Here is a 24,509-nt window from a genome sequence, read left to right on the forward strand (position 1 = left end):
CGGAGCGCATGTAATGTCGGGGCCCAAACCTGACCCGGAAACTGAAAGACCGACTTCGCTGGGCATCTATGACCGCCCAAAGGCACCGTCTGTCACCGAGATTGAGATTGCCGCACTGGTGCTCAGCCTAATTTGGCTGGTGGTGTCGGTTGTTTTTCTGGTGTTGCCAGATAAGGCGCAAAGCGGTGGTTTTGTTGTCACCTTTCTGGCCGTTTTCATGCCTGTGGCGATGATCTGGGTCGCGGCCACTGCCATGCGTGCCAGCCGCGTGATGCGCGAGGAAAGCGCGCGGCTGCAAACTGCGATTGATGCGATCCGTCAGGCTTATGTGGCGCAGCAGCAGCGCGCATCCAGCACCTACGAACCGGCAGTGGCCAAGAAACTGGATGAGATCGCAGCCGCGACGCGGAAAACCGAAAGCACGCTGGCAACATTTTCGACCAAGCGCACAACGCCCCCTTATGCCCCGGCAAAACCACTCGTTGCGGGTGCTCAGACCTCGCTTGAACTGGGCACATCTGCGGAAGAAATTGCGCCACCGCTGAGCACCGATATCTTTATCCGCGCCTTGAATTTTCCGGAAACTCAGAATGACACCGAAGGGTTCAACGCCCTGCGCGTGGCGCTGAAAGACCGCAAGACGGCACAGATCGTGCAAGCCTCGCAGGATGTTCTTACACTGCTCAGCCAGGAAGGCATCTATATGGACGACTTGCGCCCTGACATGGCCCGGCCCGAAATCTGGCGCCAGTTCGCGCAGGGCGCGCGGGGTCGCGCCGTTGCCGCGCTGGGGGGTGTACGGGACAGGTCCTCGCTGGCACTGACAGCTGCGCGGATGAAACAGGATCCGATTTTCCGCGACGCCGCCCACCATTTTCTCCGCCGCTTCGACAAGATGATGGCCGAGTTCGAGCCCAACGCAAGCGATGCAGAACTGAGCGCTTTGGGTGAGACCCGCACGGCGCGGGCGTTCATGTTGCTGGGACGCGTGGCCGGGACGTTTGATTAGTCCGATTTGACGACCCAAGACATCTTGGTCGCGCTGCTGAAACCAAACACGTAACTTAAAGGTCCGGTTTTTTCTTCACCCACAGGCCGAAATCCTTCGCGCTCATATAAAGCGCGGGCGCGGGGGTTTGTGTCGATAACGTCAAGCTGAACGACTGACATGTTTTGTTTCCGCGCCTCACGCTTAACGGCATCCAGCAAGGCCGTACCAACACCTTTGCCACGCGAGCCCGCGGCCACAAATATGCCATCCATCTGAAACACGCCGGGTTTCAGTTCGAGCTCCAAAATGCTGAGGATGAGGGCGCGCCAAATGGCCCCAAACCAGCCATAGACCTTTGCTAGGTCTGACATTCTGCCTCCGGCCAATGCACCATCGCGTGTCTTGAAACCTGCAAGCCCCAAAACCCGGTCTTCCTTGTCCCGTGCAACCAGCGCATAATCCGGGTTCAACGAAGTTTCGAAGAAAGCCAGCCCCTTTTCATCCGGGCCCATGACTTTATTCAGTTTCGCCGAAAATGCCTGCCAGAACAGGGTCGCCACCAGTGGGCGTTCAGCATCAGAAAAACCGCGTGAGACCGTGATTTTCACAATCCGAAACTTCCATACGGTATGAAGCGAACCATATCCCCGGGTTGGATGTGCCGAGCTCCATCTTCAATTTCGACCAGCCCTTCGGCCCAGCTGAGCCCGCTGATCCTGCCCGATCCTTCTGACTTGAAGACTTCAACCCGGCCTTCCCGTATGCGCGCGCGCAGGTATTCGCGGCGGCCCGGTTTCTTGCGCTTTTCAAAGGCCGCGGGAACTTCGAACCCTTGCGGTTCGATCCAGCCTTCGCCAGACATCAGGCCCAGCGCCGGTCGCGTAAAGATCAAGGTGCAGACCAAGGCGGCAACGGGATTGCCGGGCAGTCCAAAGACAGGGGTTCCGGACCACAACCCCAAAGCCAGAGGGCGACCGGGTTTCAAGGCGATCCTCCAGTGTTGCATCGCCCCCGCCTGGCGCAGCAAGGCAGATACGTGGTCTTCGTCACCAGCAGATGCGCCACCACTCGTCAGTATCACATCTGCCTGTTCCGCAGCCTGATCCAGCCGTTCCCGCAGGGCGTCCCGATCATCTGAAACACGCCCCATATCCACAGGTACAAACCCCAGCCTTTCGACCAGAGACAACAGCATCGGGCGGTTGGCGTCGAATATCTGACCCGGTCCGGCGCGCGCTCCGGCGTCGATCAGTTCATCGCCGGTCGATACCACGGCGACACGCAGCGGCTTGCGCACATTCACCTCGGCAATGCCCAAAGCGGTGAGTAACGCAAGATCAGCCGGTGTCAATCGGCGTCCTGTAGGCAGGGCCAGATCGCCTGCGGCCACATCCTCGCCCGCTTGCCTGGTATTTGCCCCCTTTTTCAGCGGACCATGGAACGCGATATGCCCGTCTTTAACTGTGACATCTTCTTCCAGAATAACCGTATCCACCCCGTCAGGCAGCGCCGCACCCGTCAGAACGCGCAATGCCTGGCCCACGGGAACGTCACCTTCAAACGGGATACCGGCTGCTGCGCGCCCATCGACCAGCGGCAGGATCTGTGGCCCATCTGAAACCGGACCAGCGAACCCGAACCCATCCACGGCTGTATTCGGTTGCGGCGGGTTGGAACGTTGGGCTGTAACATCTTCTGCCAGAATGCGCCCACTCGCCTTATTCAGCGCGACCGTGTCAACCGAGGTAATCGGATGCAACCTGTCGCGCAAATAGGCCAAGGCGTCATCAACCGGCGTCCACTCCACACCCGCTGGCAGCGCAAAACAATCGTTGCGCAACGGTGGCGGGGCTATGTTCGGCTTGTTCTGTGTAACACCCAATATCCAGCCTTCCTCTGCCGCAGAAACATCTAATTGCGCATTCAACTCCTGCTCTGTCAAACGCGACAGAGTCAAGGCGACCTGTTCGACTTGCCAAGCATCCTTGATCCGCCCGTCTGGTTGCGCTCCCAAGGTGAGCGACGGCCAGATCTCCACAAAGGCGACGGGTTTATCCAACGGCTCGAACGGCCAGACCGCGACTTGTCCGGCAAAGCGATGGCGGAGCCTGCTTAGGACTGGAAGCCCCATCATCACCTGCCCACCGACCGCGCCTGCACCCGCCATCTGCCAGCAGGTGAAACTGCCTTTTGCCGAGGCTTCAACCGCACGACGGTCGGAAAACGGATTGGAATAGCCCGTCTTGGTTCGCGGCAAACCATCAATTTCGCGCCCAAGGCCATTCATCCAAAATGGGCCTCTTCCTCCGAATTGTCGATTGATCCGGCCTGCCAAGTCGAAACGATTGTTCGTTTTCGGACCGTCCTCGACATGCTGTTCGAACCAATCCCACAAGACCAAGGGGTCATCCGTTCCGGTCATCGCGCGGGCAAAACCCTTCGGGTATCCAAAAGGGAAGTCAAACCCCAGAAATAGGCGTCGGCCTGCTTTCAGTTCGGTGTGGATCAGGGCATCCAGCCACGCCTCGGCAAGCGCCCGGTTGCGTAGGTATTCAGGTCCCTGTGCCCGCCCTTCACGCGCAATACAGACCCAGATCGCGTCTTTGCGCGGTGTTGGCCCGGTGTCATTTCCACCAGACCAGTCCACCATGGCAAAGGTCTGGAACAGGGTCACAAACCGACTTCATCCAATATGAAGTCCGCGATCCTGACTGTATCATTCAAGTCGAAAACCGGGCAATCCAGTTCCAGCGCCGTGTCGCTGGCAACGGCTCGAACGGTATCGTTTTCAATCGCGATCAAAGGGTTTCCCGCCTCGGCGCGAAACGCCTCGATCTTTGGGTGGCCTTCCCGCTTGAAGCCTTCGACCAGCACCAGATCAACCGGAGAAAGCCGCGCCAGCAATTCGGCCAAAGTTGGCTCGGGCGCACCGCGCAGCTCTTGCATCAAGGCGACGCGCTGCCCCGACGCAAGCAACACCTCGCTGGCACCAGCAACGCGGTGACGATGACTGTCCGTGCCCGGCTGGTCCACATTGACGCCGTGATGCGCATGTTTGACAGTTGAGACGGTAAAACCCCGCCCCGTGATCTCGGCCACCAGTCGTTCCATCAGCCCGGTTTTGCCTGCGTTTTTCCAGCCAGTGACACCGTAGACTCTCATACCTGCTCCAACAGTGTCCGGGCGCGGTCCAAATCGTCAGGTGTATTGACGTTGAAGAACGGATCAAACGGGTCAGCCTGGAACATAGCCTCGCGTCCGTCATGTTTATCAGTCCACAGCACGACCTTGCGCAACCCGTCCGTCAGAGCCGCCCGCAGATCATCGCGCAGAGCCACAGGCCAGAGCCCAAAGGTCGGGTGCCGGTTGACCCGCCCGCCCCCTCCGGATTTCAGCGCTTCGTCGCCCGTTCGCGGAGTAGTGGCCAAGACCAGAGGATGCACCTGCCCCTCTGCCGCCTCTTGCAGGCGCGCCACCAAATCACGCGGGAAGAACGGTGTATCTGCGGCAGCCGTTACGATACTGTCGGCCCCCTGATCTGCCGCCCAGTCGAGCCCCGCCAGAACACCGGCCAAAGGGCCAGCGAAGCCTTCAATCGTGTCAGGCAGAACGGGTAGCGTCAAATCGCTGAAACGCTTGGGGTCACCATTTGCGTTCAGGGCCAAACCATCGACTTGAGGAGACAGCCGATCAACCACATGGGACAGCAGGCTCCGCCCGCCAATCTGCAATAAACCTTTGTCACCACCACCCATCCGGGTGGCCTGCCCGCCTGCGAGGATGACGCCGAGAGGTTTTCTGTTTTCATCATTCATTGGCTACTCTTCCGCCGGTGTTTCCTGTCTTCGGCCACAACCGTCGACGGGTCCACATCGCGAACCAACCGTTCCTCACCGGAAAGACAAACAAAGCGCTGTCCGCGCATCCGGCCGATCAGCGTAAGGCCGAGCTCACGCGCGATCTCGACACCCCAGGCGGTGAAGCCGGAACGGGACGCCAACACAGGAATACCCATCATCGCCGTTTTGATCACCATCTCGGATGTCAGGCGACCGGTGGTATAGAGGATCTTGTCCTCCGCCGTCGCCCCCTCGGAAAGCATCCAACCTGCGATCTTGTCGACGGCATTATGGCGACCCACGTCTTCCATATAAACCAGCGGACGGTTTTCGCGGCACAATACAGTCCCATGAATTGCCCCGGCCTCAAGATAAAGCGACGGGGTGCGATTGATCTTGGCCGCCAGTTCGTAAAGCCACGAGGTACGCACCTGCACTTGCGGCAGCTGAACGCCCTCAAGACCCTCCATCATGTCCCCGAACACCGTTCCCACAGCGCAGCCACTGGTGCGCGTCTTTTTCTTCAGCTTGTCCTCGTACGAAGTCGCGCGTGCGGTGCGGACAACAACGGTTTCAAGATCATCATCGTAATCGACACGGGTAATCTCATCATCGGCCAGCAACATGCCCTGATTTCGCAGGAAACCCAGCGCCAGATATTCGGGATAGTCACCAATCGTCATCGCCGTCACAATTTCCTGCGCGTTGAGGAAGATCGTCAGTGGGCGCTCTTCAACCACTGAAATCTGACTGACCTCGCCATTCTGGTCCACCCCCTCGACCGCGCGGGTCAGGCGGGCCGCGCCCGGATCAGGAGCGATTACATAGTCTGACACGTCGGTTTCGGTGACCAATTGCAACCCCTCCACAAGACCGATACTGCTGCTGGCGTCACCATAGGATTTAGCCATGGCCTCTGCCACATCCAAGTCATACTTCTGGAAAGGTTTTCGCGACGGCACGCCGTTTGTCTTCGTGGCTGTGCCTTTTGGCCTGTTGTTTGGTGTCTTCGCGACAGAAGCCGGGCTGAATATCGTGCAGACCATTGCCTTCTCCGTCACCGTTTTTGCAGGCGCGGCGCAGTTCACAGCTCTGCAACTTCTGCAGGATGAAACGCCTACAACCATCGTTTTGATTTCGGCTCTGGCAGTGAACCTGCGGGTTGCGATGTATTCCGCATCGCTGACGCCGTTCTTGGGTGCCGCCCCCTTGTGGCAAAGAGCATGTGCGGCTTACCTGATCGTGGATCAGTCTTACGCCTGTTCAATCGCGCAGTTCGAAAAAGAGCCTGATCTAACGATCCCCCAGCGAATGGCCTATTTCTTGGGTTCGGTCACTCCGATCACACCGCTGTGGGTTCTGGGAACCTGTCTGGGTGCCGTGCTGGGCGCTCAGATCCCAGAGAGTTGGGCGCTGGACTTTGCCCTGCCGATCACCTTTCTGGCGATGATCGGACCAATGATGCGTACGCTGGCCCATGTCATCGCCGCCCTGGTCGCCATTGTCGTTGCCCTGCTGACCGTGAGTGTGCCGTTCAATCTGGGCCTGCTGATCGCAGGCGCTGCAGGGATGATGGCCGGCGCGCAGGCGGAATTGATGCTAAAGCGGAACACGCCATGAACCAGATCGATCAGACAACAATATGGATCATCATCGTGGGTCTTGCGGTGGGCAGCTATGCTTTGCGCTTTACCTTCATCGGTCTCGTCGGTGATCGCCCAATGCCGCCCTGGTTGTTACGTCACCTTCGATATACAGCCGTGGCCATCCTGCCCGCACTGATCGCGCCGCTGGTGGTTTGGCCTGCGGCCACCGAAGGACAACCGGATATACCCCGTATGTCGGCCGCAGCGGTTGCATTGTCTGTGGGCATTCTAACCAAGAACGTGCTGGCGGCCATTTTTACCGGGGCGGCAACACTTTACACATTGCTGTATCTAGTTGGATGAAGCCGCGTCCAGCTGGTTCAGGCGCGCATTGTTGAACGCCAGTCCCTTTTGCAGGTCCGCGTCGTCGTTTTCACGGTATTCCGCCGATTGAACACCTTGCAACGCTCCAAACTGATCCGACAGTTTGACCGGATAGAATGTAGTCGTGATCTGTTCGAACCCCGGAACCTGCTGCAACAGTTGCGAAGTAGAGTTCGCACAGAAAGCACCAGCCACCGGGCCCATCTGCTTGGCCAGTTGCAATGCAATTTCGGCCTGTTGCGGAGTGACCTCGATCGTCTGGATGCGCGCATAATGTGTTTCGCGGGCGTGGCTGCTGCGATACGCACGTTCGACATTCGGAGTGATTCCATACAGCACGTCGTTCCTGATCGGTACAACATCCGCCCGGAACGATCCTGCCGGGTCGAAAATAACCCGCTCACTGCCACTGATCATCAGCGACGTATGCGCACCCGAACCGGTCCGGGTGCTGATCATCGTGTACAAGGTCAGGGTCGATGGCCCCGGATCGCGATAGGAGCGGGACGTAATTTCAGTCTGATCCGCTTGCGGGCGCTGTGATGCAGCGCAACCAGCCAACGTTGCGGCCACAAGGCACGCAGTCAATATCCTGAGCAAAGCCGCCCCCGAGTTGCTTACGAGGCGAAAACGGCCAGGAACAGGCACAACAAGGCGATTGCAACCACACACCAGGTGGTGGCTTTGATGAAACCGTTGAAAGTTTTGGTTTGAACATCGATGTTCATTTCGCCGTGCTTGTATTCAGCCATGAGTCTCAGAATCCCAATTCGCGTGTTTGACTTGTTGGATAATGGAAAACAAAACGCCTGTCACCACGTCATTCGCGCGCAGGGCGCGCTTACTTGAGGACCGAGCATCCGGGATAACCGAACCCCCATCGCCAGGGCAGGCCGCTGCACGGCCCGCCACCGAAACGAACCGCCCCATACATGGCATCCGCGGTGATCGCGTGAATGGTTCGGATCTGGTCAGGTTCCATATCATAGCGATCCGCGTATTCGTCGGCATACAGATCTCCATGCGCCTTAACACAGGCATGCAGGGCATCATCCGCCGCCAAACGCGCGTCATAGCTTTCCTCGGCCGAATCCGCGCCGCCGGCATTGTGATATGCCCGGTCGTGGATCACACAACAGTTTTCCCAAGGCGGATGTTCTTCAAAAAGCTCGCCAACCTGCGGGAACTGCTTTGCCACCCAGCGCCAGCTTGCGGACAACCCACCCGAACACCCGTCTGTTTCGAATGGTTGCAGCTCGGCGCTTTCGCTCTGGTCCATCAAGGCGCGATGGGCAGGCATTTCGAACCGGCGCATCAAGTCCTGTGCCAAGGCGGCGTGCGGAATAACGAGCAACAGCAGCGAAAGATTAAGGGCTTTCATCGCGCATCGCCTTGGTGTCGACCTGCAATCCGAAAGTCGTGGCCAACCACAACATCAGCCGCTCTGCTGGTCCCATTTCGGCACGCACGCGCAGAACCTCATTGGCCATGGCCGGGCGGTCGGTGATCAGACCATCAACGCCCATAGACGCCATTTTGGACATTTGCAGCGGATCGTTCACTGTCCAGACATAGATATCCTTACCGGCATCGTGAACCTTTCGGATCAGGCCCGGAGTTGCCATCCCTGCATTGATTGCGACAAACTCGCCCTCCAACCCCGACAGATCACCAATGGCTGTGGCCGCCAATACACCCGAACGCCAGTCCGGGCGCAGTTTCTTCATCTTTTGGACGGCCGGATATTTCAACGACATGGTGGCGACCTCGTCCTGCATCTCCAACTCTTCCACCAGATTGATCACCCGGTTTTCCAGATCAATATCATGGCCATAGTATTTCAGTTCGATAAGAACCCTGGACTTGCCTTTGGCCGCCTCCAGCACATCACGCAGAGTTGGCGTTCGTTCCGAGGCGTATTCCGGATCAAACCAGCTGCCGATGTCGATATCTGCCACATCCGCCATCGTTGCATCCCAGACCTTCAGGTTAACACCCGCCAGCTTCATGAAATCGCTGTCATGGGCCACGATGATCACATCATCCGCAGATTCCTGAACGTCGATTTCAACCCAATCCGCGCCGTCCTCGATGGCTTTCAGAACCGAGGCCATCGTGTTTTCCGGCCGCAAGGCCGCTGCACCCCGGTGGCCAATGACCTCGGCATGATCCGGGGCCTGCACACGTTCCAGCAGACTTTGACCTGACCAAAGGCCAATAACCAACGCGGCAAGGGATGCGCCCACTGTCACAAATACAGGCGCCCGAATTTTCCGGGGTTCTGGGTGGGCGATCTTTTTTGCGTCAATATCGAAAAACCCGTCCAACAAGACGGCCAACGCGCCCAGCGCCGTTGCCGCCAGAACCAGCCCCGCCAATGACCACAGCCCTGCGACGACAAAACTGAAGGTCAGGGCCAGCTTGAGGTTGCTGCCGTCCTGCACGGGTACGAAAGTAAACAAAAGGCTGGCCACTGCGGCAATCAAAGCGGCGATGACAAGGCGCATCCCCAGCCAAAGGGCAAGTTCGATCTTCAACCGCCCGCGCCTGCCTTCCATCTTCTGCGCACTTTGGGCAAACGCCGTTCGGGGCGCAGTTCGTTCGAAAAGGACCAAATGCAGGGCCAGCGCCCAGGCGGACAGGCGACGGATCAAAAGCCACGCCAGTACAAGAACAACCACTCCGATCAGAAGAACCGCCACCTTGAAGGCGGGGGGGCGGAAGGTCAGGTAATAGTTGATGTCGTATTCAGTCAGCGTCCACCAAGCGATCAGGCCAGCGACAGCCACGAATGGCAGGGCAAGCAACAGGACACGCAGGATGAAACGCACGGCAAATCCGAACAACGCCGGGAAACGGGACAGGATCAACGCGAGCGCCGCACTGCCAGCGCGCCAGGGATCTTGTTCGCCCATACGCAGCGACCCGGCCATGACCGAGAACACAAAGACCTCGGCCAGCAGAAACAGGCTCAGAACTACAACAGACGAGATAAACCCGACCGGAGACAGCAGGAACATGGCAATGTCCTGATCCGTCAAGGCCGTCTGGTCAGACAGAGAGACTGCCAGATTGACCGTCAGTGCCACCCCTGGCGCAATCAGCGCAACAAGCAGTAATCGCACAGCGATATAAATTGGCACAAAAACCCGACGCCGGGCCCAAGCCCCCGCGTAGGCATGTGTTACGGCATGGAAATATCTGTTCACGCGGTCGCCTCCGAACTGATACATTCATTCAAAGGCGCGCAAACGTGAATTGCAAGTCAGCTGTCTTTCAGGTCCGCAGCCAGGCGGAACCCGATGCGGTTGGCTGGCTTGTCTTCAACCGATTTGGGAAGCGCACGCAACATCACGTTCAACTGGCTGACATGTTGCACCAGTTGCGTGCGGGCTCCGGTCCCGTCGGACCCGTAAAAGGTTATCATGTCGGGGTCGAAATAACCCATCCCCTCGATCCGCATCACGCCTGCATCGCCGCCAGTGAAACCCATGGCGACCTCATGATCGCCGTCCAATGTCTGTTCGAAATTCTGGATATACAGGATTAGCCGCTCGTAGGCCCATTGTGCGGGGCTTTTGCTGGCCACCGGTTTTTTCAACGTCTCTGGCAGTTTTTTGGTTCCGGATTCCGCTTTTGGATCAGCGTGCACCTCGTAACATCTTGGCAACGCTGCGGCTTCTGCGGCCTCGGCCGAGGTTTCGATCTGGTCCTGCATTCGTCTACCCTTTGCGCTGATACAGCCATGCCCCGTCCGCGCGTTGCGTCCGGGTTACTGCACCAATGTGGTAGAGGTGATTTACATGTGCAACCGCCTCAACCAGCGCAAGGCCATACTCACCCTCTTGGATTGTACGTTTGAACAGCGGTATAAAGCAGTCAGCGGCAGATTTGGGCTGATCCAGATGATCCAGCAACCGTTCCAGCGCGCCATGGTGGTTGTCAATCAACTGCTTCATGCGCAACGGCAGACCGGTGAAGGGCAATTTGTGCCCGCCTAAAACCAGATGATCGGGACGGGCGAGTACCTGAAGCCTCTCACAGGCCTCCATCCATCCTGACACCGGATCTGCCATGGGTTCGGTCGCATAGACACCCAGATTGGGACTGATTGAACTGAGGATCTGATCACCGCTGAGTACCAGATTGTCATCGCGGCTCCAGAAGGTGGCGTGTTCCGGCGCATGGCCATTGCCCATATGAACGTCCCAGTCACGTCCACCCATACGGATCACGTCACCCTGCTTGATCCCGGTAAAACCCAGCGGCATGGGATAGACCGTGTCGGCAAAATTAAAGGGCCGGTCCGCCATCCGTTTGTTCAGAACATCGGATGCCATCCCCGCACTGCGATAGAATTCCAGCGTTTCTTGCGGCCAGGTTTCCTGCACATCCAGCGTCAGCATCCGCGCAAACAGCCACGAGGTGCGGCTTGTCACCAGCTCGGCGCCGTGTTCCGTCTGAAACCATCCGGCATTGCCAACATGGTCGGGATGATGGTGAGTCACCACCACCCTCCTGATCGGCTTGCCTGCAAGTGGCCCGGCCATCAACGCTTCCAAGATGCGCCGCGTCTTGTTCGAGGACAGCCCCGTATCGATCACGGTCCAGCTGTCGCCATCGTCCAGAGCGTAGATGTTTACATGGTCCAGCGCCATCGGCAGGGGCAAGCGCATCCAGAGAACACCTTGGGCAATCTCGGTGGCTGCGCCCTGCGCGGGCGGTTCAGCCCACGGATATCTGATCCCCAAGACGTGATCCCCATCCATCAGGCTGCAAACTCGTCCGTGCTCAGCGCGAAAAGGTCATCCGCCCCGTTCTGCGCCCGCGCCAAAAGGCCCGAATGTTCGGGCAACAGGGCGTTGATATAATATCGCGCCAGTTTCGCCCGCGGTCCCTCTGGGTCGGCAAGGGCTGCGGTCAGGTGATAATGCCCGCCCAGCACCCGGGCAAAAGCCTGCAAATAAGCAACTGCGCCTGCAAAGCGGTTATTCAAATCGTCCTGTGCGACCAGCCACTCTGTCGCCTCGCGCAGTGTTTCGGTGGCTTCCCAGACCGGACCCGCCAGATCAGGCAGCATTGCACGGGCGCGTTCGGCCTGGTCTTCGATCTCATCCAGCAAGTTCGAAGCAGCCTCGCCCCCGTCCATCATCTTCCGCGCAACAAGGTCCATCGCCTGAATACCGTTGGTGCCCTCGTAGATCGCGGTGACACGCGCATCGCGATAGAACTGTGCCGCGCCGGTTTCCTCAATATATCCCATGCCACCATGCACCTGGACCCCGGTTTCAGCCACACGCATCCCGGTCTGAGTACCAAACGCCTTGCTGATCGGCGTCAACAGCGCGGCCCGCGCAGCCCAATCGGCGTCACCAGTGGCCTCTGCCATATCGATCGCGACCGCATTAGCCAACAGGATCGCGCGCGCGGCATAAACATCAGCACGCATATCCAAAAGCATGCGGCGCACATCCGCATGATCGATGATCGTCCCGGACGGCGTTTTGCCTTGTTTCCGTTCCAGGGCATAGGCCAACGCGTGCTGGTATGCACCTTCGGCCACGCCCACGCCCTGTCCGCCAACACCAAGACGCGCATTGTTCATCATGGTAAACATGGCAGCCATACCGCCATGTTCGGCACCGACCAGCCAGCCTTTGGCTCTGTCATATTGCATCACGCAGGTGGGCGATCCGTGCAAACCCATCTTGTGTTCCAGCGAAACCACTTTTAGATCATTGGCCGCGCCCGGGTCACCATTTGCGTCAGGCAGGAATTTAGGGACAAGGAACAATGAAATCCCTTTGGTGCCGGGCACTCCATCGGGAAGGCGAGCCAGTACCAGATGGCAGACATTCTCGGTAAAATCGGTATCGCCCCACGAGATGAATATCTTTTGACCGGTGATCGAATATGTCCCGTCACCGTTCGGCTCAGCCTTCGCAGACAGCGCGCCAACATCCGATCCGGCCTGAGCTTCGGTCAGGTTCATGGTGCCCGACCATTCCCCCGTCATCATCTTAGGCAGATACAGCGCTTTCAATTCGTCGCTGGCGTGATGCTCCAACGCCTCAATCTGGCCCTGAGACATAAGCGGCGCAAGTTGAAGCGACAGGCAAGCAGCACTCATCATCTCGTTGACCGCCGTGGTGATGGTCATAGGCAGCCCCATCCCCCCGTATTTAGGATTGCCACTGATCCCGATCCAGCCACCTTCGGCAATTGCCTTCCAACCGTCTGCATATCCCGGAGAAGTTCGCAGCACGCCATTTTCAAGTCGTGCAGGTTCCAGATCACCGGGGCGCTGCAGAGGGGCCATCACCTCTTCGCACATTTTTCCAGCTTCGGTCAGGATCGCATTGACCACATCCCCGCTGGCATCAACAAATTTATCCGTCGCAGCGACCTGGTCGAACCCGACCACATGGTCCAGCAGGAACTGGTAATCTGAAATTGGGGTGCGATAGGGCATGATCACTCTCGAAGGCTAACAATTCAGAACATATCGGCAGGCTTGGAATTGTGGGCAAGCGCCGGTAAGCGTATGAGCTTGGATCAATTACCTACTGTCCCTTATGTTTCAAGCAACCAAAACGCGGCGTCACCAGTTATGATCTCAACCGGCACTCAGGAATTGACGGTGGATCCCGGCGGTATCGCGCGGGCTGCAGATATGTTGCGACAGGGCCTTCTGGTCGCCTTCCCGACCGAGACGGTCTATGGCCTGGGCGGCGATGCACGCAACGGGCAGGCGGTGGCGTCGATCTACGAGGCCAAGGGGCGGCCCAGTTTCAACCCCCTGATCGCACATGTCGCATCGGTCGCCGCGGCGCAACGGTATGTGCTATGGTCAAATCAGGCCGAGCATCTGGCGCAGGCCTTTTGGCCCGGTCCGCTTACCTTGGTTTTGCCCTTGCGCGAAGGGCACGGGATTTCTTCGCTAGTGACGGCAGGTTTGGACACGCTGGCCGTGCGCGTTCCGGCACATCCGACAGCGCACGCGCTGCTGGCCGAATTTGATGGCCCGGTTGCTGCGCCATCTGCAAACCCGTCGGGTCAGATCAGTCCGACCAAGGCAAGTCATGTCTGGTCAGGTCTTGGCGGCAAGATCGCGGCTGTTCTGGATGACGGGCCGTGCGGTGTCGGGCTTGAATCCACCATCATCGGTCTGGCTGGGGAACCCGCGCTTTTGCGTCCAGGTGGCATCGCGCTGGAGCAAATCGAAGAGACGCTGAAAACACACCTACATCTGCATCAATCCGGTGACCTTCTGACCGCCCCCGGCCAGTTGCAATCGCATTATGCGCCGGATGCTCCGGTCCGTTTGAATGCCGAAACCCGTCAGGGTGACGAGGTGTTGCTGGGATTTGGACAGGTTGAGTGCGACCTGAACTTGTCCGCCATTGGCGACCTGACCGAAGCGGCGGCAAATCTGTTTGCGTTTCTGCATCAACTGAACGAAACCGGGCGACCGATTGCCGTTTCTCCGATCCCAGGCACGGCATTGGGGGCGGCAATCAATGACCGGCTGCGGCGCGCTGCAGCACCTCGCGACAGCTGATCAGGCCCGCCCTGCGCTGGCAGAAAGGGTTAGCGGGTCCACGCCCAAAGTAGCCAACGCTGCCTCCCATTTCGCATCATCGGGCACATCGAAAACAAGCTTGGGTGTCGCGTCGGTGGTCAGCCAACCGTTCATGGCAATTTCATCCTCAAGCTGACCGGGCCCCCAGCCGGAATAACCCAGCGCCAGCATCGAGTTCAGCGGCCCGCTGCCTGACGCCAAATCCTCGAGCACATCAAGTGTCGCCGTCATGCTGAAGTCCTCAGAAATCTGCATTGAATGCAGGTTGGCCTCGTAATCGGCGCTGTGAAGGACAAAGCCGCGCGACATCTCGACCGGCCCACCGAAATGCACAAGGCGCTCTCCGACAATCGGAATACGGCAGGCGATGTTCAGTTGACCCAGCAAGGTCTTTATCCGCAGGTCCGAGGGCTTGTTCACAATCAAACCCATGGCTCCATCGTCGCCGTGGCTGCACACATACACCACCGAATGGTCGAATCGCGGATCCCCCATACCGGGCATCGCAATCAACAGTTTTCCGGTCAGGTCCATGGGCCGCCATCTCTTTCTCAGAACACCTCAACAATGGCCCCGCAGCATGTCTATTGGCAAGAGAACAACGGGTATTTTGGCGGATTTCATCCCAGTGAACAGAACGTGACTTGGAATCCGGGCCAACGCCGCGCATTTAAGAGGGATGAAGATGTCGATGAAACACACTGCTGTCGCCGCACTTGCTTGCCTGCATCTGTCCGCCCCGGTTGCCGCACAGGGTCTGGATGGTGTCGTTCAGCTGGATGTTCTGGATGGTGGCCGGACTGCAAACGGCACTTATCTTACCGCCTTAAAGCTGACGCTCGAGGATGGTTGGAAAACCTACTGGCGCGCGCCCGGAGACGCTGGCATCCCGCCGGAAATCAACTGGAAACGGTCAAGCAATGTCGGGCGGATTGAGATCACATGGCCTGCCCCCGATGTCTTTGATCAGAACGGGTTGCAGTCGATCGGTTACAAGAACCAACTGGTCCTTCCTATTGAGATTACGCCGCGCAACCCTGCCAAGCCGGTCCGATTGCAGGGCGAAATGGATCTGGGCGTCTGCAAAGACGTTTGTATTCCGGAACGTCTGGGCTTTGACCACACGCTCGACGCCAATGCCGGGCGCCATCCCGCGATTGCCGCGGCACTGGCGCAACGTCCCTATTCCGCGCAGGAAGCTCGCGTGTCCAGTGCCACGTGTCGTCTGACGCCAACGAAAGATGGTATGCGTATCGAAGCACGAGTGACCATGCCATCGGCAGGTGGTCATGAAGTTGCTGTGATCGAACCCGGCAATCCCACCCTCTGGGCTTCGCAGCCGGTTGCGCAACGGCAGGGCGATACGTTGGTGGCCGAGGCCGAGATTATCAATGCATCGGGTACACCCTTTGCGCTGGATCGGTCTGAAATCCGGATTACAGTTCTGGGCGCCAATCACGCAGTTGATATTCAGGGTTGCAGCGCAGGCTGAATTCATGACCCAATCGCCAAAAATCGGTGCCCTGGCCGTTGTTCTGCACCAGGATCAGGTTCTTCTGGTTCAGCGCAGCAAGCAGCCCGACGCCGGGCTGTGGGGGTTTCCCGGTGGCCATGTCGAATGGGGTGAAACCGTATTGGAAGCGGCGCAACGCGAATTGCTGGAAGAAACCTCGGTGATCGCGCAACCGTCACATTATCTGAACAATCTGGACCTTCTGCGCCGAACCCCAGATGGGCTGGTCGTGTCCCATTACCTGCTGGTCGGGGTCGCATGTCAGTATCGCTCGGGCACGCCGAGGGCCGGTGACGACGCACTTGATGCCCGGTGGTTTCCCATCGATCAGATACGCCAGGGCAACCTGCCCATGAGCGCGCGGGTCATTGAGCTTTTGGAATATGCCTTGCTTGCGGTTTAAGTACCTGCCGATTTCGTGAGGCGACCATAGAGTATACCTGAGGCAGCAATGCTTAGAATCACAATCGGTACAGCGCCGGCAACAAACGCGCCCAGCCCCATTTTCAATGCGGCAATGCCATCATCACCGGGATAAAGGCTTTGTAGCATGGCAAGCGGTGCACCGTTGACAGCGGGCCAGATCATCGTCAAGGCAAACCAGATCCCAAGTATCACGCCGGTTCCGGCCAACGCGCCACGAACAACCTTGTCAGGGGCCCGTGCAGCACGGCGCATGGCTGTCATCGGACGTGCCACGTCATTAAGAATTCCCAGCAAGGCAGGTACAAGAACCAACACCAGCAACATTCCGAAACCAAGCCCGTATACCAGTGTGATTACAGTCGGTTTCAAGAATTGCGCCTGTTGAGAGCCTTCATATAGTAAGGGCGCAAGGCCAAGAACCGTCGTCAGCGTGGTCAGCATCACGGGGCGCAACCTGTCTGCCGTGCCATCCAGAATAGACGGAATCAACCCGCGATCCTGCTGGTATGCGTCGATCGTAGTCACCAAAACGATCGAATCGTTGATGATGATCCCTGTCATGCCCAACAACCCGACAACCGTGAACATGCTCAGCGGAACCTCCCAGATGTAATGGCCCCAAATTGCCCCGACCAGGCCAAAGGGAATAATCGCCATAACCACAAGGGGTCGTGTCCAGCTGGCAAAAACCCAGGCCAGTACAAGATAAATACCGGTCAGGCACAGGATCAGACCGTTGCGGGCCTCGGACAGGAATTCGTTTTCCTGTTCGCTCAGACCCGACATGCGCCACTCAACCTGCCTTTCGGCCGCGATATTGGGAAGGATCTCGTCCTGCATCACGCGTTCAATTTCGGCGGCCCGTGCCGGATCGTCTTCCGAAATATCGCCTGTTACCGAAACCACCCTCAGGCCGTTTTCACGCCGAACCGTCGAAAACCCGGACTTGCGCTCGACCGAAACGATATCAGCCAAAGGTACGTAGACCCCATCAGGAGAACGCATCAGAGTTCGTTCCAGAAAATCTGCTGTCAGTTCACCTTCGGGCAGTTCGACACGGATCTCGGCACTGCGCGGCCCGTCAGGGAAGGTTGCGGCCTCAATCCCGTTCAAACGGTTGCGCAAAGCCCGCCCCAGCGTTTCGATCCGAAAGCCCAGCGCCTGACCCTGCGCCGTCAGGTCAAGAAGAAACTCTTCCTTGTCATATGCCAAAGTGTCCTCAAGTGCCGAAACTTCAGGAAACTTCGACAGCGCAGTTTGCAGATCTTCAGATGCGGCTTTCAGGACATTTACGTCTGAGCCATAAAATTGCACATCGATTGCATCGCCGCCGGGGCCGGACCGCCAACCGCGGAAGCTGATCACTTCGACCTTGGGGTGACGCGGTACGAAATCCTGTAGCTCGCCCACAAACTCAAAACTCGAATATGGGCGCAGATCGGCGTCGATCAATTCAATCGAAATACCTCCCAGCACACTGCCGTCCTTGCCGTCAGCCGCAGCAAGCGCACGCCCGGCATTGCCACCAACTTCAGCCAGGACATAGTCAATTGGATTTCGGCCATGACGCTCTTCGTAGATCCGGCCCAGTTCGTTGGTTGCATCCTGTAGAATGCGCATCATCTCAAGTGTATCTGACCGGTTCGACCCTTCGCGCATAATAAACCCGCCGCTAACCGAACTGCGTTCAGGCGCGTTGAAGAACCGCCAGTTCACGTCGCCACGAATGAACAATGCGACCTGACTGGCCAGGATGGCGATCATCAGCGCGGCCACCACATAACGCGCCCAGATCACCCAGGCGATCAGCGGACGGAACAAGTGATCCCGAACCCAACGAAAGCCACGATTGACGACACGGTTCGGCAGATCGTACCAGTGTTCTTTGGCCGAATGCGCAATTGCATGCGCCATGTGATTGGGCAGGATCAGGAAGCATTCCACCAGCGATGCAACCAGTACTGCGATCACCGTGAAAGGGATATCGCGGATCAGCTCTCCGAAACGTCCTCCAACCAACGTCAGGCCGAAAAACGCAATCACCGTCGTTACCGTGGCGGCCAGAACCGGCATTGCCATTCGACGCGCGGCGCGCTCTGCGGCTTCCACTGGTGTCTCGCCCAATCGGCGGGAGCGAAAATCAGCGTGCTCCCCCACGACAATGGCATCATCTACAACGATCCCCAACGTAATGATCAGACCAAACAGTGAAACCATGTTCAGCGACAGACCGCCCAGATACATCAGCGCAATCGCCGCCGACATCGCCACCGGGATACCCGCAGCAACCCAAAACGCAATGCGCGCATTGAGAAATAGGAACAACAGGATGACAACAAGCCCCAGCCCCATCAGCCCGTTATCCACGAGGATGTTCAACCGGTCGGTAATTGCTTGCGCCCGGGTGCGGATCAGATCAATTCTCACACCTTCAGGCAGGCTGGCCTGCATCTCGCGGGCAACGTCCTCCACCGTGTGCTGAATACCTATCGCATCGCCCAGGTTCGACCGGTCCACTCTGATCGACATGGCGGGATTGTCGCCCACATAATAGCTGCGGTCGCGGGTGACGCCTTCTACCCAAATTCTGGCAATGTCACCAACCTTCAGTTTCGACCCATCTTCGTTCGTCCGCAGAGCGATGCCTTCGATCTGTTCTGGCGTGCGTTTCTCAGTTCCCGCCCGGACACGAGCACCCGCACCTTCGACATTGCCAGCGGGGTCCGTATTGACTTCGGCACCTATCGCTGCCGCGATTTCGGCCATCGTTATATCGTTTGCGATTAACTGAGCGGTGGTGACCTCGACAACGATGCGCGGTGCGGCAATACCCCGGATTGTCGTGCGGGTCACACCTGATGCGAATAAACGATTGATAAGCTCATCCGTCAGCTTAGCCAGCTGAGCAGTATCGGTCGGACCGGTAATCACCACATCCGTCACCCGATCACGCCACGCACCGCGTTGAATCTTGGGCTCCTCAGCGTCTTCCGGCAGATCTGTGACAGCGTCTACGGCGGTCCGGACTTCCTCAACAGCGCGGGACACATCCCAGTTGGGTTCGAATTCCAGCCTGATACGGGTCCAGCCCGGATGCGAGGAAGCCTCGGTACTGGTCACCCCTTCGACGGCCAGCAGCGCAGGTTCCAGCAACTGCACGATCCCGGCGTCCATGTGCTCGGGCCCGGCACCATCCCAGGTTACGGATACATCGACGCGTTCCAGAATGACGTCCGGAAAGAACTGTGCACGCATGTTCGGGATTGCCGCCGCGCCAAGAACCAGCATGACAAGCAACAGCAGGTTGGCAACTGTCCGATGCCGCGTGAAATAACTGAGAAGGCCACCCGCCGCGCCAGGTATCTCGCGCATCATGGCGTTTATCCCCCAGCCCTGGTTTCAATACTGCGCACCAAAGATGTCGGCACTCGAGCTTCGCGCAGCCGGGTTAGAACCTTCGTCTTTTCCTTCGGTGGCATCGCACTGTTCGCCTCGACTTGAGCTACAAGTTCGGCGCGTTTCTCGTCCGTCAGCTCGACCATTCCGGGGTCTGCACCCGCCTCAAGCCGCAGGGGCCGAACACGCACGCCCGACCCAAGCAGGGGGGTTCGTCCGACGACGACCTCACGCCCTTCCAACCCGTCGCCCCGCAGCAGAACTTCATCCCCCTGGCGGCGGATGAGCTGAACCGGCAGACTTTCCAATCGGTCATCAGGGCCAAGAACCAGAACTGTTCCGGATGCATCAAGGACCGAAGACGGCAGTCGGTAAACTCCGGCAAGGGGCTGTTCCTGAACTGAAACCGTAACGAAATCTCCAGGTTTAAACCCCGATGCCTCTTGCAGGCGGGCATAGATCAACCGCCCGGTCTGGCCTTCACCGGCAGACCCGCTATCGCGGCTAATCTGGCCAATTGCGGTCAGATCGGTCCCTGTGACTTCAAGAGATATGGTGACCGGCGCATTGATCAGACGATCGCCGCCATCCAGAAGCCGCACATATTGCGCGGTCGACACCCGAAACGCCACCTCTAAGTCGTTGGGATCAACCAGTTCAGCAAGCTTTTCATTTGCAGATACCAGCCGCCCTTCCACAAGCGTAACATCCGTTAAAGTGCCGCCAAAGCCCGCCCGGATTGTCATGTCGCCCAGATCGCGCTCCGCAGCTTCCAGTGCTATCATGGCTCGGGCAAACAGGGTTGATGCCTGATCCACACGGGATTCAGCCTGTGCCAGCGCAATACGCCGCGCCAGAACGGCCTGTTGCGATGATGCTGCGGCCAGTTCGGCCTCTTCCACGCTGGCGGCGGCCCCCACGCCCCGTGATTCCAGATCCCGTTGGCGTTGCAACGCCCTTTCCCGCAGTTCCGCCTGAGCCTCGGCCGATTTCAGCTCGTCCTGCGCCAGCAGCAACGAGCGTTCTGCATCTCGCTCTTCAAATTGGGCGTCCAAGAGATCGGACTTTGCCCGATCCAGCGCGGATTGTGCATCTGCCGGATCCAGTTCGACCAGCACTTCGCCAGCCTCAACAATTCCACCATCTTCAAAATCTTCGGCCAGCGCGACAACGCGACCGCCGAGCGCCGCGCGCAGCTCCAGCCTGCGGCGGCTTTGAACCTCTCCGAAAGCTTCAAGATATGGGGTTACGGTTTCCGCCTCGGCAGGCCGAACTGCAACAGCAAAGACCCTTTCTCGTGCTGGCGGTGTTGCGCCCTCACGCGTCAAAGCCTCCTGAACGGCCCCAACGATCATCTGTGCAGCAACGAACAACAAAGCCAGCGCCAGAAACGCCAGAAAAACACCGACAAGACTATGCCGCAGAAATCGCATCGATCAGTTACCCCGGTTGCACCACGCTGCCGTCCACAACATGTAGCTGGATCTGGAAATATGCCAAGCCACAAGGCGGTTATACGGAATGGAACGTATGACCAGTCTACTTCCGTCGCAGATGTTCGTCCAATCTGGGCATTATTTCCACAAAATTGCACGGGCGATGGCGATAATCGAACTGTTTTTCCAAAATACCGTCCCACGCATCCTTGCAGGCCCCCGGGCTGCCGGGCAAGGCGAACAGATATGTCCCCCCGGCAACGCCCCCCGTCGCCCGCGATTGCACTGCGGAAGTTCCAATCTTCTCCATCGAGATGATCGTGAAGACGGTGCCAAAGGCTTCGATCTCTTTTTCATAAACATCGCGATGCGCCTCGACGGTGACATCGCGCCCGGTCAGACCCGTACCGCCGGTCGAAATCACGACGTCGATCTGTTCATCCGCCACCCACGCGCGCAACTGATCTACGATCTGTTTGCGCTCGTCCCGAATTATTCTCCGATCCGCGACGACATGGCCCGCCTTTTCGATCCGGTCCACCAATGTCTGACCCGAGCGGTCCTCTTCCAGCGATCTGGTATCCGAGACAGTCAGTACGGCGATCTTAACCGGGATGAACTCCATGGTTTCGTCAATGCGCGACATGTGGTGTCAGGCCCTTTCCAGGATGGCAAGCCGGACCGCAAGGGCCGAAAAAATGCCCCCTGTAATCCAGCCCAGAATACGTGAAGCGCGCGGATTCGAGACCAGATGACGCCCCGCGCTTCCGGCGAATACACCAACCAGCCCGTTCACCACGAACCCGCCGATGCCTATGATTGCACCGAAGATCAAAAACTGCACCAGGACCGATCCCCGCGACGGGTCTACAAACTGCGGGATAAAGGCAAGAACGAACAGAATAACCTTGGGGTTCGTCAGATTGACAAGCATCCCGTCCCGAAAAGACAACCGGGTCGGTTTAACGGGTGCCTCGGCTGACACTGCGCCATTTCGAACGGCACCCCAGGCCAAGTACAGCAGGTATGCAACACCAACCCAGCGAATGACATCAAACAGCCATGGCAAGGTCGCAACCGCCGCGCCAAGGCCCAGCCCAGCCAGAAGGACCTGTATCATTCCACCCGCGGAAATCCCGGCACTTGCGGCAATTGCTGCGTGCGGACCTGATCGCAAACCCTGACCGAAACAGAACATCATATCCGCGCCCGGTGTCAGGTTCAGCGCCAGCGCAGCGGGAATGAAGGCCAGCAGCGTTACCAACTCAATCATACGGCGACCTCGAACCAGTTTACCTTGGGACCAAGGTTGGCGATCCGGGTGCGGCCGATCAAGCCGCGATATCCCCAGCTGTCGTGAATATGGCCGCAAAACGTGAAACGAGGCTGTATCCGCTCGATCGCGTTTCGAACAGCGACCGAACCAACAGCCATGCCCTGCGAGGTCACATCCCCATGACCCTTGGGCGGCGAGTGCGAAATCAGAATATCTGCTCCGCCGCAGCGCGCCAGCAGTTCGGCGGCCTCACCTTCGGTCAGATCACAGGACCAATCACCAAACGGTGTGGGTGGAACACCGTAGCCAAGCCCGAACAGGCGCAATCCATCCACTGTCATTCCCGTTCCATGCAGAACATGCACACCCTCGGGCACAGCTTTGCCCAGATCCTCTGCGCTTTCTGCATTCCCGGGTATCAGGACCAGCGGCGCTGAAACGCCCGAAAGCATTTGCATCGCCTCATCCAGACCCTGCCGCATGTTGCAATAGTCCCCTGCGCCGATGACCAGGTCGGCATCAGCGCTGGCGGCTACCAGATCAGCGGCGCGGTTGCGCGCCATATGAAGATCGGAAAACGCCAAGATCTTCATGACTCACCTCGCAGCCGGGCTTTCAACTCCAGCAGATCAGCCCAAGCCTGCCGCTTCATTTGCGGCTGGCGCAGCAAATAAGCTGGATGAAACATCGGGATCACAGGCAGGCCCATCGCCTGATCCCACTGGCCGCGCAATCGGGTAATCCCGCGTTTGCCCAGAACAGCCTGACAGCTGATATTGCCCATCACCACCAGAACCTCGGGCCGGGCCAGCGCCACGTGACGTTCCAGAAACGGCTTCATCATCCCGATTTCTTCGGGCTTTGGGTCACGGTTCTGTGGGGGCCGCCATGGCAGCACGTTAGTGATATAGACGTTCTGTCGGCGATCCAGATCAATCGCAGCCAGCATGCGATCCAGCAACTGGCCTGCGCGCCCGACAAAGGGTTTGCCCTCGCGGTCTTCGTCGCGGCCCGGTGCCTCACCGATGATCATCACCCGGGCACCGGGCGTTCCATCAGCAAAAACCAACTGCCGCGCCCCGCGCTTCAGCTCGCAGTGATCAAAAGCTTCCATCGCATCGCGCAGCTGATCCAGTGACCCCGCCCCCTTGGCTGCTGCTTGCGCAACCGTTACCGGGTCGGCCTGTCCGGGCTTTGACGGGATGGCTGCCGCAACCTCTGCCTTCTTGGGCTTTGGTGACATATCCGGCACCGAATATCGATCAACCGGAGCGTCCCCGATTGCCTCGGTCACGCCCAGTTCGACCTGCCATTCCAGCAAGGCCCGTGCAGAGTAATAGTCCAAGCCCGATTCCATATGGATAATTTACCCGCCTGAGGGCTGATGGAAAGCGAATTGGGCTTGATTGGTCGCTCTGTCGCGCCGACCATCAGGGCACGATGCTCAGAACCTTGCGAATCCTCCTGATCGGGCTTGGGCTGGTGCTTACCGGCGATCCGGTATTGGCGACGTTCCACGACGCACAGGGCCAATGCCGTGCGGGCCAGTTCAAATGCGGCACCACCTGTTGTTCAGGTGGTCAAAGATGCAGCTTTGATGGGCATTGCATACCGCTGGGCGGCACCTATTGCGGTGGCGGGCGCAGTTGCGGCCCGTTTGAACGCTGCGTGGCGGGAGGAGCGCGTTGTGCACCCGCAGGCGCGAACAAATGCACATCGCGTCTGGATTGCCCCGGTGACAGTTTTTGCAATGGGCGCGGCGAATGTGAACGGACCATACCAGATCCGGGTTCGGCCCCTCCCACGATATGCGAGGATGGCCGCACCTGCGCGCGCGGCTCGTCCTGCTTGCCGGGCGGGGGGTGTTCCCGTCCGGGATGGTTCCTGTGCGAGGAAACAGGCTCGCAGTGCCGTCCGGGATTCAAATGCTCGGCCCATCAGGGTTGCGTGCCGATCAAAGCCATCGACTGCGGATACGGCAAATGGTGCAAACCGGGTGAACAATGCCTGCCAGAGGGTGGCTGCGAAAAACTGCCAGAGGGTTCTGATCCTTAGGTTGCTTTGCCCCGCGTGGCTTTCT

The 24,509-nt window shown here is 58.5% G+C and carries 26 protein-coding genes; 7 read left to right on the forward strand and 19 right to left on the reverse strand.

What is annotated here, in order from left to right; genetic code table 11:
- Positions 1-13 precede the first annotated feature (13 nt).
- The gene (locus ACR0BK_RS07695) at positions 14-1,009 is read left to right on the forward strand and encodes a hypothetical protein (RefSeq protein ID WP_480518397.1); all 996 of its coding nucleotides are present in this window, start codon (positions 14-16) and stop codon (positions 1,007-1,009) included.
- On the opposite strand, the gene ACR0BK_RS07700 is transcribed toward ACR0BK_RS07695, so the two are convergent.
- The 5 genes from ACR0BK_RS07700 to ACR0BK_RS07720 are packed head-to-tail and all read right to left on the reverse strand — an operon-like array spanning position 1,006 to position 5,741.
- Positions 1,006-1,599, reverse strand: coding sequence for a GNAT family N-acetyltransferase (locus ACR0BK_RS07700; RefSeq protein ID WP_480554231.1), 594 nt, complete (start codon positions 1,597-1,599; stop codon positions 1,006-1,008). The genes ACR0BK_RS07695 and ACR0BK_RS07700 overlap by 4 nt on opposite strands.
- Positions 1,596-3,665: a molybdopterin-binding protein gene (locus ACR0BK_RS07705; protein WP_480554232.1), complete on the reverse strand. Its 2,070-nt coding sequence runs from the start codon at positions 3,663-3,665 to the stop codon at positions 1,596-1,598. Before ACR0BK_RS07705 ends, ACR0BK_RS07700 begins: the two co-directional genes overlap by 4 nt.
- Positions 3,662-4,153 (reverse strand): molybdopterin-guanine dinucleotide biosynthesis protein B, encoded by a 492-nt coding sequence (gene mobB, locus ACR0BK_RS07710; RefSeq protein ID WP_480554233.1) that lies wholly within the window; start codon positions 4,151-4,153, stop codon positions 3,662-3,664. Before mobB ends, ACR0BK_RS07705 begins: the two co-directional genes overlap by 4 nt.
- A complete protein-coding gene (mobA, locus tag ACR0BK_RS07715) occupies positions 4,150-4,806 on the reverse strand; it encodes a molybdenum cofactor guanylyltransferase MobA (protein WP_480554234.1) in 657 nt (218 codons plus the stop codon). Before mobA ends, mobB begins: the two co-directional genes overlap by 4 nt.
- Entirely contained in the window at positions 4,803-5,741 is a 939-nt protein-coding gene (locus ACR0BK_RS07720) for a formate dehydrogenase accessory sulfurtransferase FdhD (RefSeq protein WP_480494336.1), read from the reverse strand. Before ACR0BK_RS07720 ends, mobA begins: the two co-directional genes overlap by 4 nt.
- Here ACR0BK_RS07720 and ACR0BK_RS07725 point away from each other — a divergent pair.
- Positions 5,740-6,450 (forward strand): AzlC family ABC transporter permease, encoded by a 711-nt coding sequence (locus ACR0BK_RS07725; protein ID WP_480554235.1) that lies wholly within the window; start codon positions 5,740-5,742, stop codon positions 6,448-6,450. The genes ACR0BK_RS07720 and ACR0BK_RS07725 overlap by 2 nt on opposite strands.
- Positions 6,447-6,779, forward strand: a complete 333-nt coding sequence (locus ACR0BK_RS07730) for an AzlD domain-containing protein (protein ID WP_209506607.1) — start codon at positions 6,447-6,449, stop codon at positions 6,777-6,779. The genes ACR0BK_RS07725 and ACR0BK_RS07730 overlap by 4 nt, the downstream gene beginning before the upstream one ends.
- On the opposite strand, the gene ACR0BK_RS07735 is transcribed toward ACR0BK_RS07730, so the two are convergent.
- From ACR0BK_RS07735 to ACR0BK_RS07765, 7 genes are all read right to left on the reverse strand, one after another.
- Complete coding sequence (locus ACR0BK_RS07735) at positions 6,768-7,400, reverse strand: hypothetical protein (RefSeq protein WP_480494339.1); 633 nt, start codon at positions 7,398-7,400, stop codon at positions 6,768-6,770. The genes ACR0BK_RS07730 and ACR0BK_RS07735 overlap by 12 nt on opposite strands.
- 17 nt (positions 7,401-7,417) lie before the next feature.
- Positions 7,418-7,552, reverse strand: coding sequence for an aa3-type cytochrome c oxidase subunit IV (locus tag ACR0BK_RS07740; RefSeq protein ID WP_267364539.1), 135 nt, complete (start codon positions 7,550-7,552; stop codon positions 7,418-7,420).
- 89 nt (positions 7,553-7,641) lie between these two features.
- The gene (locus ACR0BK_RS07745) at positions 7,642-8,181 is read right to left on the reverse strand and encodes a hypothetical protein (RefSeq protein WP_480483080.1); all 540 of its coding nucleotides are present in this window, start codon (positions 8,179-8,181) and stop codon (positions 7,642-7,644) included.
- Complete coding sequence (locus ACR0BK_RS07750; protein WP_480494341.1) at positions 8,168-10,009, reverse strand: glycerophosphodiester phosphodiesterase; 1,842 nt, start codon at positions 10,007-10,009, stop codon at positions 8,168-8,170. Before ACR0BK_RS07750 ends, ACR0BK_RS07745 begins: the two co-directional genes overlap by 14 nt.
- A 56-nt stretch (positions 10,010-10,065) precedes the next feature.
- Entirely contained in the window at positions 10,066-10,518 is a 453-nt protein-coding gene (locus tag ACR0BK_RS07755) for a DUF6173 family protein (protein WP_480475001.1), read from the reverse strand.
- Between the two features lie 4 nt (positions 10,519-10,522).
- Entirely contained in the window at positions 10,523-11,569 is a 1,047-nt protein-coding gene (locus tag ACR0BK_RS07760) for an MBL fold metallo-hydrolase (protein WP_480554236.1), read from the reverse strand.
- A complete protein-coding gene (locus tag ACR0BK_RS07765) occupies positions 11,569-13,272 on the reverse strand; it encodes an acyl-CoA dehydrogenase family protein (protein WP_480554237.1) in 1,704 nt (567 codons plus the stop codon). Before ACR0BK_RS07765 ends, ACR0BK_RS07760 begins: the two co-directional genes overlap by 1 nt.
- Positions 13,273-13,410: 138 nt before the next feature.
- Here ACR0BK_RS07765 and ACR0BK_RS07770 point away from each other — a divergent pair, with 138 nt between their 5' ends.
- Positions 13,411-14,361, forward strand: coding sequence for an L-threonylcarbamoyladenylate synthase (locus ACR0BK_RS07770; RefSeq protein WP_480554238.1), 951 nt, complete (start codon positions 13,411-13,413; stop codon positions 14,359-14,361).
- Here the strand turns inward: ACR0BK_RS07770 and ACR0BK_RS07775 are convergent, their stop codons facing one another.
- On the reverse strand, positions 14,362-14,916 hold the full coding sequence (locus ACR0BK_RS07775) for a YqgE/AlgH family protein (RefSeq protein WP_480474992.1): 555 nt from the start codon (positions 14,914-14,916) through the stop codon (positions 14,362-14,364).
- A 157-nt stretch (positions 14,917-15,073) separates the two neighbouring features.
- Here ACR0BK_RS07775 and ACR0BK_RS07780 point away from each other — a divergent pair, with 157 nt between their 5' ends.
- Both ACR0BK_RS07780 and ACR0BK_RS07785 read left to right on the forward strand, forming a co-directional pair.
- Positions 15,074-15,874, forward strand: a complete 801-nt coding sequence (locus ACR0BK_RS07780; RefSeq protein WP_480554239.1) for a protein-disulfide reductase DsbD domain-containing protein — start codon at positions 15,074-15,076, stop codon at positions 15,872-15,874.
- Between the two features lie 4 nt (positions 15,875-15,878).
- Positions 15,879-16,298, forward strand: a complete 420-nt coding sequence (locus ACR0BK_RS07785) for an NUDIX hydrolase (protein ID WP_480474988.1) — start codon at positions 15,879-15,881, stop codon at positions 16,296-16,298.
- On the opposite strand, the gene ACR0BK_RS07790 is transcribed toward ACR0BK_RS07785, so the two are convergent.
- From ACR0BK_RS07790 to ACR0BK_RS07815, 6 genes are all read right to left on the reverse strand, one after another.
- On the reverse strand, positions 16,295-19,696 hold the full coding sequence (locus ACR0BK_RS07790; protein ID WP_480554240.1) for an efflux RND transporter permease subunit: 3,402 nt from the start codon (positions 19,694-19,696) through the stop codon (positions 16,295-16,297). The two genes, ACR0BK_RS07785 and ACR0BK_RS07790, sit on opposite strands and share 4 nt — an antisense overlap.
- Before the next feature lie 5 nt (positions 19,697-19,701).
- Positions 19,702-21,150, reverse strand: coding sequence for an efflux RND transporter periplasmic adaptor subunit (locus tag ACR0BK_RS07795; protein WP_480554241.1), 1,449 nt, complete (start codon positions 21,148-21,150; stop codon positions 19,702-19,704).
- Between the two features lie 106 nt (positions 21,151-21,256).
- Positions 21,257-21,799: a molybdenum cofactor biosynthesis protein B gene (moaB, locus tag ACR0BK_RS07800; protein WP_209506621.1), complete on the reverse strand. Its 543-nt coding sequence runs from the start codon at positions 21,797-21,799 to the stop codon at positions 21,257-21,259.
- A 6-nt stretch (positions 21,800-21,805) separates the two neighbouring features.
- A complete protein-coding gene (locus ACR0BK_RS07805) occupies positions 21,806-22,426 on the reverse strand; it encodes a LysE family translocator (protein WP_480554242.1) in 621 nt (206 codons plus the stop codon).
- Positions 22,423-23,022, reverse strand: coding sequence for a metallophosphoesterase family protein (locus tag ACR0BK_RS07810; RefSeq protein WP_480554243.1), 600 nt, complete (start codon positions 23,020-23,022; stop codon positions 22,423-22,425). The genes ACR0BK_RS07805 and ACR0BK_RS07810 overlap by 4 nt, the downstream gene beginning before the upstream one ends.
- Positions 23,019-23,786, reverse strand: coding sequence for a uracil-DNA glycosylase (locus ACR0BK_RS07815; RefSeq protein WP_480554244.1), 768 nt, complete (start codon positions 23,784-23,786; stop codon positions 23,019-23,021). The genes ACR0BK_RS07810 and ACR0BK_RS07815 overlap by 4 nt, the downstream gene beginning before the upstream one ends.
- An 83-nt stretch (positions 23,787-23,869) precedes the next feature.
- Here ACR0BK_RS07815 and ACR0BK_RS07820 point away from each other — a divergent pair, with 83 nt between their 5' ends.
- Positions 23,870-24,484, forward strand: coding sequence for a scavenger receptor class F, member 2 (locus tag ACR0BK_RS07820; protein WP_480554245.1), 615 nt, complete (start codon positions 23,870-23,872; stop codon positions 24,482-24,484).
- Positions 24,485-24,509: the final 25 nt, after the last annotated feature.

Source organism: Ruegeria sp. AF1, from assembly GCF_056542125.1.